Raw genomic sequence first — 9,875 nt, 5'->3', positions numbered from 1 at the left:
AGGGCGCGCGAGCTCGGCTTTGAAACCGTGGCCTGTGCCTCGACCGGCAACTTAGCCAACTCCGTGTCGGCCCATGCCGCCTCTGCGAATCTGCACTGCTACGTGTTCATCCCCGGGGACTTGGAAGCCGCCAAAGTGCTCGGCAACCTGATCTATAAGCCACACGTCGTTGAGGTGGAAGGGAACTACGACGACGTCAATCGGCTATGCAGTGAGATCGCGGGCGAACATGGCTGGGCGTTTGTAAATATCAATATCCGTCCCTATTATGCCGAAGGCTCCAAGACGCTGGCCTTTGAGACGGTCGAGCAATTGGGCTGGAAAACCCCTGATCAAGTCGTGATCCCGATGGCCTCAGGCTCGCTCCTCACCAAGATTTGGAAGGGCCTGCATGAAATGAAGTATGTCGGGTTGATCGACGACGTGCGCACCAAGATCAACGGAGCCCAGGCCGAAGGCTGTTCACCGATTTCGACAGCCTTCAAAGCCGGACGCGACTTTTTCAAGCCGGTCAAGCCAAAGACGATCGCCAAATCACTCGCGATCGGTAATCCGGCGGATGGCTATTACGCGCTTAAGGCTACGGCTGAGAGCAAAGGGGCCATGGACATGGTGACGGATGAAGAGGTAGTGGAAGGGATCCAACTGCTGGCCCAAACCGAAGGCATCTTCGCGGAAACAGCCGGTGGGGTCACGATCGGGGTACTCAAGAAGCTAGTCAAGCAAGGGATCATCAAGAAAAACGAGGTGACGGTCGCTTATATTACGGGGAATGGGTTAAAGACGCAGGAAGCGGTGATCGATGCCGTTGGTCGGCCGACCCGCATTCAACCCAGTCTCGTCGCCTTTGAGAAAAACTTCAAACTCGGCAAAAATGGTGGTGGTGATTCATGATTAAAGTCCGTATTCCAACTCCGCTGAGACCGTTGACCAAGAACCAGGGAGAAGTCGACATCGCAGCCGGTTCGATCACTGATCTAGTCAATACACTGGAAGCCTCCTATCCCGGCATCAAAGCTCGCCTCTGCGACGACAGCGGGGAGCTGCGCCGGTTCGTCAACATCTATGTCAACGAGGAAGACATCCGTTTCCTCAAAGGCAAAGATACCGCCTTGAAAACCGGCGACGAAGTCTCGATCGTACCGGCGATCGCGGGAGGCTAAGCCATGGCACATGTCTCACACTTGCGGTTTCATATTCGTTTTCCAGAAGATACGGTTCGGCAACCCATCATCTATCAGATCGGACGTGAATATAATGTCGTGACCGATGTCAGGCGTGCCGATGTTCGGGATACCACAGGGTGGGCGGATGTCGAATTTTCTGGCGAGACAGCAGAAATCGAACGAGCGATTGAAGGCTTGCGAAAAAAGGGCTGCAGTGTCGATCCGATTGAATTGAATGTTGTGGAATAGCGGCAAGTGAAAGGTAAGGGGTGAAGCGTAAGGGGTAAGGTGATAGTGAAAGATGGAGCCGTCATGGCTGTACACACCTCACCCTTTACCCCTCACACCTAACGGAATTGAGTGATGCAACTCTCTGAATCAGAAATTCAACGCTACAGCAGGCACATCATTCTTCAGGATGTGGGCGGCAAGGGCCAACTCAAACTGAAGCGGGCCAAGGTCTTGTTGATTGGTGCTGGTGGCTTGGGATCGCCGGCTGGGCTCTATCTCGCTGCCGCCGGTATCGGCACGATCGGCTTGGTCGATGGCGATGTGGTTGACCTGTCAAACCTCCAGCGGCAGATCATGCACTCGACTGCCACGCTCGGCAAACCAAAAGTCGAGTCCGGCAAGCAAACACTCTCGGCCATCAACCCGGAAATCACCGTCAACGCCTACCACCAATTGGTCGATGCCGACAATATCATTCCGCTCATCTCGCAATACGATATCGTGCTCGATGGCTCGGATAATTTTACGACTCGCTTCTTGGTCAACGACGCCTGTTTCTTCGCGAAGAAAACGCTGATCTCCGCCAGCATGTTCCGATTCGAAGGTCAGCTCACGGCGATCAAGCCGCACCAAGGCTATCCCTGCTACCGCTGCCTCTATCCAGAGCCGCCTCCGGCTGGGTTGGTCCCGAATTGCCAAGAAGCCGGTGTGCTGGGCGTGTTAGCCGGCACGATGGGAATCCTCCAGGCCTCGGAAGCGATCAAGGAAATTCTCGGGATTGGCGAAACCATCGCGGATAAGCTGGTGATCTACGACGCGCTCGACATGAAATTCCGCAAAGTCAGTCGCCCCAAAGATCCGGCTTGTCCTCTCTGCGGCCCAAATCCGAAGATCAAGGATCTCAGTCTGGACTACACGGTCAGCTGCACCATTTAGCAAGATGCTGAAAACGTCTGCCAGCTTCGTTCTCGCATCACTCGGATCCTCAACGTACCTCCGAATGTACGCCTCGGCCCCTCGCTCGCTGCGGCCTCGCTGGACAACCGTTTTGACCATCTTGCGGGTTCACTCCATGTTGAGTCCTTGCTATTTCGGCTCTTTCAGGTTCAATTAATCGTGGCAGACTTAGTCATACCGCGACAGATCCTTGACGACATCATCGCCCATGCGAAGGAGCTGACTCCGTACGAATGTTGCGGGCTCCTGGCTGGAAATAACGGTGTGGTCAGCCGTCTCTATCGCATCAAGAACATTGTTGCGATGGAAGGTGCGCAAAACCTCTCGTCGTTCGATTCAGCAAAGGCGTCGCATCTGGAGCGCCTCTCTCCTGAAGAGCGAGCAGAGATTGCCTTCGTCATGGACATGCAGGACTTCTCATCCGCAAAGAAAGATATGCGGAACAACGGGCTCGATCTCCACGTGGTGTATCACTCACACCCACACGATCCGGCCCGTCCCTCTGTCACCGACATCAAGATTGCCACCGACTACGAAGAAATTTGGCCTAAGATCAATCTCCCCCTACCCTCCTATCTCATTGTCTCACTCATGAGCGCAGAACCGGACGCGAAGACCTACTGGATTAAGTCCGGTCAGGTCTCCACTGCCGACGTCATCATCCGCTAAGCCTACTTTTCTGGTTCACATTCCACTTCGAAATATACTAATGTTCCTCAAGCACCTAGACGAGGAGCATCGCTCATGAAACTATTGACCTTCAGCCTCTCGCTATTCTTTCTAACCATGACAGCTGTACCTACCTTCGCCGAGGACCGCAGCTTTTACAGTCCGGTCATCTACATCGATACGGAAAAGAGTCAGATCCTGATCTCGACCAGTGCCACAGTATTCTATATTGAAGTCCCGGAGTCCGCGAAACCACATATGGAAAAGCTTCCCATCTCCGGTCTCGTGGATTTTGTGGTAGAGATGCGCGGCGAGGACAAGCTACCACTCATCAAAACCTGGAAGGTCAAATCAGGGGAATCGACTTGTATGTACTTTAATGGGAAGGAGTGTAAGTAGACGAATTGCTAACACTCCAGGCTTGACTCTGCGGCAGATAATAGCCGAATGAATAAAACTCAGGCTATTTCTCCCTAAGCGATCTGTAACCTGCTCAAGATTCAGTGCGTTTAGGAAAAGCAGAAAAGACCCATCAGCGTCCAGCAAAACGACTCAAGCTCCTACGGAGGGATCAGACCAAGGTCAGTAATGAGCGTGCCAGCATGACAACGATGTTGCTATTGCGCCGCATGGGTCAAGAGAAGCACATTCTCTCCCCGCCCCAGGTGGATAGGAACGATCACAATGCTTGAACGTCTGCCCAACATTTCACTTGAGAAGAAGATTGCGGGTGTCCTCGTTGTCGTCATCATCCTGCTGCTTGGAATGGGATACGTCTCTTACCGCAGCACGGACGACCTCATCAATCGAGAAGTCCGGGTCGCCCAGACGCATCATGTGCGGGAGACAATCGAGCGTCTGCTGTACCAGATGGAAGATATAGAAGATAAGCAGCGACTCGACTTATTTAGCGGCGACAATCAATTCTTGCAATCCTCTCGCGAGGCAACCCACAGTATCGATCAAGTGATCCGTCGCCTCACGACGCTCACGTCGGAAGATCAGACCCAGCAACAACACATCTTGGTCTTGCGCCGCCTGATCGATCTGAGAATGACACAACTCAAAAACACCATCGACTTACGAAATGCTGGACGCCTTAGACCGGATCAGCAACACGTGCAGCTGCATGCCGGCAAAGACACCATGGATCAGATCCTCCTCCTGCTGCATACGATGGGGGAACAAGAACAGAGTCAGCTCATCACCTGGTCGAGGCAGGCCGACGGAGCGGCCTCGTTCACCCATGCGTTCATCATCGGTGGGACGTTAGGAACAGTTGTCCTGGCTCTCGCGGGGGGATGGATCATCTTTTACGATCTCTCAAAGCGCCGCCAAGCTGAACAGGCTGCGATGATAGGCCATGCCCGGCAAGCCTTAATTTTGCGCAGTCTACCCATTGTGATGTACTCCGCGAAACGTTCGGGGGACTATGGGGCCTTCTGGGTGAGTGAGAACATCGAGATGGTGGCGGGGTTTCCTGCGCAAAGCTTTCTGGATGACTCATCGCTGTGGGCATCGCGACTTCATCCTGATGATCGGGACAAGACCCTCATGAAGTTCAACAGACTGTCCGAAACCGACGCACTGTCGACGGAGTACCGTTGGCAGAGACATGACGGCGAGTACCGCTGGTTCCGTGACCAAGCGATGCTGATCCGGCAGCCAGACGGCGCCCCACAGGAACTCATCGGTCTCTGGACCGATGTCACCGGAGAGCGGCACGCGAACGAGCTGATTCGCAGGCAGGCGAACATCATCGAACAAATCCAAGAGTCGGTGATCACGGTTGATCTGAATGGATATGTGATGAGCTGGAATAACGGAGCCAAGCAATTGCTTGGCTATACAGCACAAGAAGCGATTGGCAAGCACATCTCGTTCGTCTACCCGGAGGAGGACCATGAGTTCCTGGAACAGCATGTGATGGCTCCCGTAAAAGCCAAGGGGACTCACCATGTTGAAATCCGGAGACGCACCAAGTCCGGGGCACTCCGATTCGCTCAACTCTCGCTGACCTTGCTCCGGAATGACAGCGGTGATCCAATCGGTATCGTCGGCTATTCCATGGACATCACCGATCGGAAACGCGGGGAAGAGGCGCTGCTCAAATCTCGAAACCAACTGGCGGCGCTCGCCGTTCGCTTGGAGTCGGTGCGAGAAGAAGAACGAGGACGAATTGCGTTGGAGGTGCACGATGTCTTGGGACAAGCCTTGACCGGCCTCAAACTGGATATCTCGTGGGTCTACAAACAGTTGGTCGAATCTCATGGTTCGTTCGAGCCATCCTCTGTCCTGGCAAGATTGGCGATGTCGCTGAAACTCGTTGACGCGACCATTCAATCGGTTCGTGAGATCGCGACGACCTTACGGCCAAGCGTGTTGGATCAACTCGGCCTGGAAGCTGCCATTGAATGGCAGGCTCAGGAGTTTCGTCATCGGACGGGGATTACCTGTGCGTCCAGTATTTCGCCGGATCACATCCATGTGGACGCACAGCAATCGACAGCGCTCTTCCGTATCCTCCAAGAGGTCTTGACGAACGTGGTGCGCCATGCCCATGCTACCGAGGTGGACATTAGGCTGGAAGAAACTCGTGAGCACGTCATGATGCAAATCAGGGATAACGGCAAAGGCATTACCACTGTCGAACAGTCCGGACCACAAGCCTTCGGCCTGCTGGGGATGCGCCTCCGCACCCAACAGCAGGGCGGGACGTTCGACATTCAGGGCACATCAGGAAAAGGAACAACGGTTACCGTCAAGATCCCGCTCGTGCACACGAACAATGATTAATATTTTACTCGCAGACGACCATCCGTACCTTCGCCGGGGCCTCAGCCAGATCCTCACTGACGAGTTTCCCGGAGCCGTGATTGGTGAGGCATCGAATGTCCCTGAGTTGCTGGAACAGGCGCAGAAACACCGGTGGGATGTAGTGGTGTTGGATCTCACGATGCCTGGCCGCGGCGGGTTGGAGGGGCTCCATGAACTGAAGCGGCTGCTTCCACACCTTCCCGTCTTGGTATTGAGCGTGCACCCAGAGGACCAGTTTGCCGTGCGCGTGTTGCGTGCGGGTGGGGCGGGATATCTGACGAAGGAAAGCGCACCGCAGGAACTCGTGCAAGCCATCAAGGTGATCTCGCGGGGAGGGAAATACATCACACCCAAAGCGGCTGAACTCCTGGCATCGCACCTTCATCAACACGGCGATCACGACCAGCCGCTCCACAGCTCACTGTCCGATCGAGAGGATCAGGTATTCCGCTTGATTGCCGGCGGCAGCACGATCACGGAGATTGCCGACCAACTATCCCTCAGCATCAAAACCGTCAGTACCTACCGGACCCGCATCTTGGAGAAGCTGAATCTCAAGACCAATGCCGATCTGGCGCGATACGCGGTCCAGCACCACCTCGTGGAATGATCAGGATCGCTGCCCCCTCCCCTGGCTTCCCAACATAGTTCGCCGCTCGTGGCCGTACGCCCGTCGCTTTCCCTGCTCTACCAAGACCCATCGCTATCAGACAATTCCTACAGATCACTCTGGACAACTCCCACAGATGCGAGCGCCTCAGTCCTATCCTCCTGAATGAAGGGATGCGGCTTACTTCAGCCTACAAACTCTCGGCGGGGATGACCGCATGGCAGGCCACACGAGGCAATCTACCCGGATGTTGGAGCCGCAAGAATGGAAAAACAGGATGAGTTGTCCGCGTTGCGGAGGAATGGTAGCAGCTGAGCTAACCGCCGGGATGGACGCATTGGTCTGTGAAAAAACGGTGTTTGAACGTTCTTACTGCCATTGTGACGACGTCGAAAGCGCCCTGTGGGCATGTTTGATGCCAGAGGAGAAGGCCCCTGCTGCGGAGCCGCCGAATGATTGCAGGACATCGGAAAGTAAACGGCCGTGAACGCAATGTCATCGATGAGTCATGGTCCAAAGACGTTACACGTGGGCACTGCCTACAAAGGAGGAAATCGTGAAGAGGACGACCGCAATGAATGAAGCCGTTATGACCGTGCCACGTCAGGCACGCAAAGCCGCCGCCGCTCACGCGTTCCCCGGAATGACGGAGGCTCCAGACCCGTCATTTTCAACACGACGAGTGGCTGAAACCAGTGCGATAACCAGAGAAACCACAACCACCAGAGCGATCGTCATTGGGTTCCTGAATGAGGCGCTAGGCACAGCCATTATCGGCATTCTCCGGTACAAACAGCAGGCCTTCAAGATAACTGGGATCGGTGCCCGGCGAGTGAAGACCACGTTACTCCAGCATGCCGCTGAGGAGCAGGCTCATGCCAATCACTTGGCTGAGCGTATCAAACAACTTGGCGGGAAAGCGCTTTTACCATTTGAGCAGCTACTGTACCAGAACTGTGCGGAGCAGCTTGAAAAAGATTCGTTGGCAGAGATGGTCAGAGCCAATCTGCTTGCCGACCGGAGCGCGATCTATAACTATCGCGCCATGATCGCCTCTATCGGCGCCGATGATCCGGCGACCAGGCTGCTATTGGAGCAGATTCTGGCACAGAAAGAAAAGCATGCGGAGAATTTGGCCGACCTTTTGAGGGACTGGGGATCAAAGCGAGGGGTTACGTAAAGATCTTATCTGGTGCGACATATACGCGCATGGAGTGCAGAAGGAGGAGCTATGTTCTGTCAGCGCTGTCGGGGGCTCCTGGTATGGGAAACCTTCTATGATCTGAGTATCACAGTAGACGGTCGTTCTACCGCCACACGCTGCATCAATTGTGGGTACATCGAGGATGCTGTCGTTCGTTCCAATCGTGTCTGCGCTTCAGTGAGTACGCAGGCAACTTTGGTTGGGTACGATCAACTGTCTTCAGCGCATGGTGTAGAACCATTGGGTCCTCCCAACGTTCTGTTGAAAAGACGAAACCGTACAGGCAATCGACGTTTGCGAAGGGTGTTTGGTCTGTAAAATCGAGCAGCCCCAGAAAAACGTGTGACCGTTCGACTAATGTCTGCGTCTAGAGAGTTTGTATGCCAACTATTCAGAATGGAGGATCAGGGATGACCGTGTACGCCAGATTTCAACAGTATAGCCCCCTCGTCTTGGGACTCGTGCTGACCGTACTGACGCTGTCGTGCGGCTCGCGCTCACCGATCGATAACCGAGTGCCCGACGCACACCTCGAGAAAGCCATTGCGCTCGAGGCGCCATTCGGTGACGCACGCAAGGTCTCACCAGAGATTGTGGAGGCCGGCAAAGTGCTCTACGAAGGGAAAGGCACCTGTCATCTCTGCCATGGCCTGAGTGGAAAAGGGGACGGCCCCACCAACCATATGCATGTTAAAAATCCCCCGCGCGATTTCACGGATTGTGCATTTCAGATGGACCGTGATGACGGCGAACTCTTCTGGATCATCAAATACGGCAGTGCGGGGACGAGCATGCCGGCCACCATCCCCAATCTCCTCAGTGAGGAGGAGGGTTGGAAGGTGGTCGCGTATTTACGGACCTTCTGCAAAACCAGAGGCTACCAGACTAACGGATACAAGACCGAAGGATAACCGGGTCGGTGCTGCTTCCTGATCCATTTCGAGTAGAGCCACAGCCGTTAGTCTGGCCCAGAGTGGAAAGGAGTACAGAGGAATATGAAACACCGCATCAGAGCACAGGCTCTCGTCATGTTGTGGGGTCTGATTGCAGTGGTGGGCTATGACTGGATCCAGCTCGTCACGGACGCGCAGGCCATTCCGGCGTTCGCTCGGAAGTACGGATTCTCCTGCAACGTCTGTCACGTACCCGGGTTTCCCAAACTCAACGACACCGGCAATGTATTTCGCGATCAAGGTTATCAGGTGGATTCGGAACAGGATCTCCCGACACATGAGGCGATCTCTATGGGCTACATTCCAGTGTCGTTCCGCACGACGGTGGGGTATCAGCGGGCCAGTGTGAGAAGCGACGCCACCGGCGTGACCAGCGGGGGATTCGGCTTCACGGGATTGGATATCCTCAGTTATGGGACGCTCTACCGCAATATGGCCTTTGGCCTCGTGTTCACCCCGGGGCTCGGCAGCGCCGGCTTCGGGACCGGCGCGAGTGATAGTGATTTGGAAGCGGCCTTTGTGCGGCTCATGCGGCTGGAACAATACCTCGGGGTAAAAAGCAAGCCCGGCGATTATCTGCTCAATCTCAAGATTGGGAAATTTGAGTTGGATGTGCCCTTCAGCGAGAAGCGCAGCCCAACGTTGAATACACCGTTTGTCCTTTATCACTATTTGCCGGGGACGCCTTACACCACAGCCATCAGCGGGACCTCGACGAATTCCTATCTAAATCCAAACTCCTTTGCGATCGGCGAAAATCAACCTGGGCTCGAACTTACCGGGATTAAGAAGACGGCGGCCACGGAGGGCTACTTCCGCTACAGCTTAGCAGCTCTTACCACCAATGCCTTCTCCGGGCCACTCAGCGGATGCTCTACCGGAACGACCTGCGGCACGGGTGGCCGGAACATGAATTTCTATGGGCATATGACCCAATCGTTCGGCGGCTATGGCGTCGTCACGGGACAGCGGATCGGGTTGTTTGGGGCCTATGGGACGGCGCCCACGGTCGTCAATGCCACCTGTCCGACTTGCCAAGCCGTGGCCGGCAGTGGACAACCGTTTTACCGAATTGGAGGTGATGCCAGCCTCACCTTTGATGGACAATGGAACCTCTTTGGTGCGTTGATGTACGGCAACGACAGTAAGAACCTGTTCGCGTCCCAAGGCATCGGGAATGCCCAACGAGCATCTTGGTACGGAGCATTCGTGCAAATGAAGAACCCCGCCCTTCCAGGCGGGGTCTCCTTACAATTCAAGCTGCGCTT

At 54.9% G+C, this 9,875-nt stretch carries 10 protein-coding genes and 1 pseudogene; all 11 read left to right on the top strand.

Translation table 11 applies throughout. The features are described 5' to 3' along the window. On the top strand, nt 1-894 hold an 894-nt coding region (gene thrC / locus ACMTNU_RS19540), incomplete at its 5' end, for a threonine synthase (RefSeq protein ID WP_413936968.1). Beyond that, nucleotides 891-1,163, top strand: a complete 273-nt coding sequence (locus ACMTNU_RS19535) for a MoaD/ThiS family protein (protein WP_413936967.1) — start codon at nt 891-893, stop codon at nt 1,161-1,163. The genes thrC and ACMTNU_RS19535, both read left to right, overlap by 4 nt. A gap of 3 nt (nt 1,164-1,166) precedes the next feature. Continuing rightward, a complete protein-coding gene (locus tag ACMTNU_RS19530) occupies nt 1,167-1,415 on the top strand; it encodes an NIL domain-containing protein (RefSeq protein WP_413936966.1) in 249 nt (82 codons plus the stop codon). Nucleotides 1,416-1,526: 111 nt separating this feature from the next. Next, nucleotides 1,527-2,333 carry a molybdopterin-synthase adenylyltransferase MoeB gene (moeB, locus tag ACMTNU_RS19525; RefSeq protein ID WP_413936965.1) on the top strand — a complete coding sequence of 269 codons (807 nt, stop codon included), beginning with the start codon at nt 1,527-1,529 and terminating at the stop codon, nt 2,331-2,333. A 180-nt stretch (nt 2,334-2,513) separates the two neighbouring features. After that, nucleotides 2,514-3,023, top strand: a complete 510-nt coding sequence (locus tag ACMTNU_RS19520) for a Mov34/MPN/PAD-1 family protein (protein WP_413936964.1) — start codon at nt 2,514-2,516, stop codon at nt 3,021-3,023. 75 nt (nt 3,024-3,098) lie between these two features. Continuing rightward, nucleotides 3,099-3,422 carry a hypothetical protein gene (locus tag ACMTNU_RS19515; RefSeq protein WP_413936963.1) on the top strand — a complete coding sequence of 108 codons (324 nt, stop codon included), beginning with the start codon at nt 3,099-3,101 and terminating at the stop codon, nt 3,420-3,422. Between the two features lie 285 nt (nt 3,423-3,707). After that, the gene (locus ACMTNU_RS19510) at nt 3,708-5,819 is read left to right on the top strand and encodes a PAS domain-containing protein (RefSeq protein WP_413936962.1); all 2,112 of its coding nucleotides are present in this window, start codon (nt 3,708-3,710) and stop codon (nt 5,817-5,819) included. Further along, nucleotides 5,812-6,450, top strand: a complete 639-nt coding sequence (locus ACMTNU_RS19505; protein WP_413936961.1) for a response regulator — start codon at nt 5,812-5,814, stop codon at nt 6,448-6,450. Before ACMTNU_RS19510 ends, ACMTNU_RS19505 begins: the two co-directional genes overlap by 8 nt. Nucleotides 6,451-7,006: 556 nt before the next feature. Continuing rightward, the gene (locus ACMTNU_RS19500; RefSeq protein ID WP_413936960.1) at nt 7,007-7,630 is read left to right on the top strand and encodes a ferritin-like domain-containing protein; all 624 of its coding nucleotides are present in this window, start codon (nt 7,007-7,009) and stop codon (nt 7,628-7,630) included. Between the two features lie 404 nt (nt 7,631-8,034). After that, nucleotides 8,035-8,565 carry a c-type cytochrome gene (locus tag ACMTNU_RS19495; RefSeq protein ID WP_413936959.1) on the top strand — a complete coding sequence of 177 codons (531 nt, stop codon included), beginning with the start codon at nt 8,035-8,037 and terminating at the stop codon, nt 8,563-8,565. An 84-nt stretch (nt 8,566-8,649) separates the two neighbouring features. Beyond that, nucleotides 8,650-9,875: pseudogene (locus ACMTNU_RS19490) on the top strand (hypothetical protein); the annotation flags it as partial.

This window comes from Nitrospira sp. BLG_1, assembly GCF_047338595.1.
Taxonomy (GTDB): domain Bacteria; phylum Nitrospirota; class Nitrospiria; order Nitrospirales; family Nitrospiraceae; genus Nitrospira_D.
This window is presented reverse-complemented; position numbering and strand designations above follow the sequence as displayed.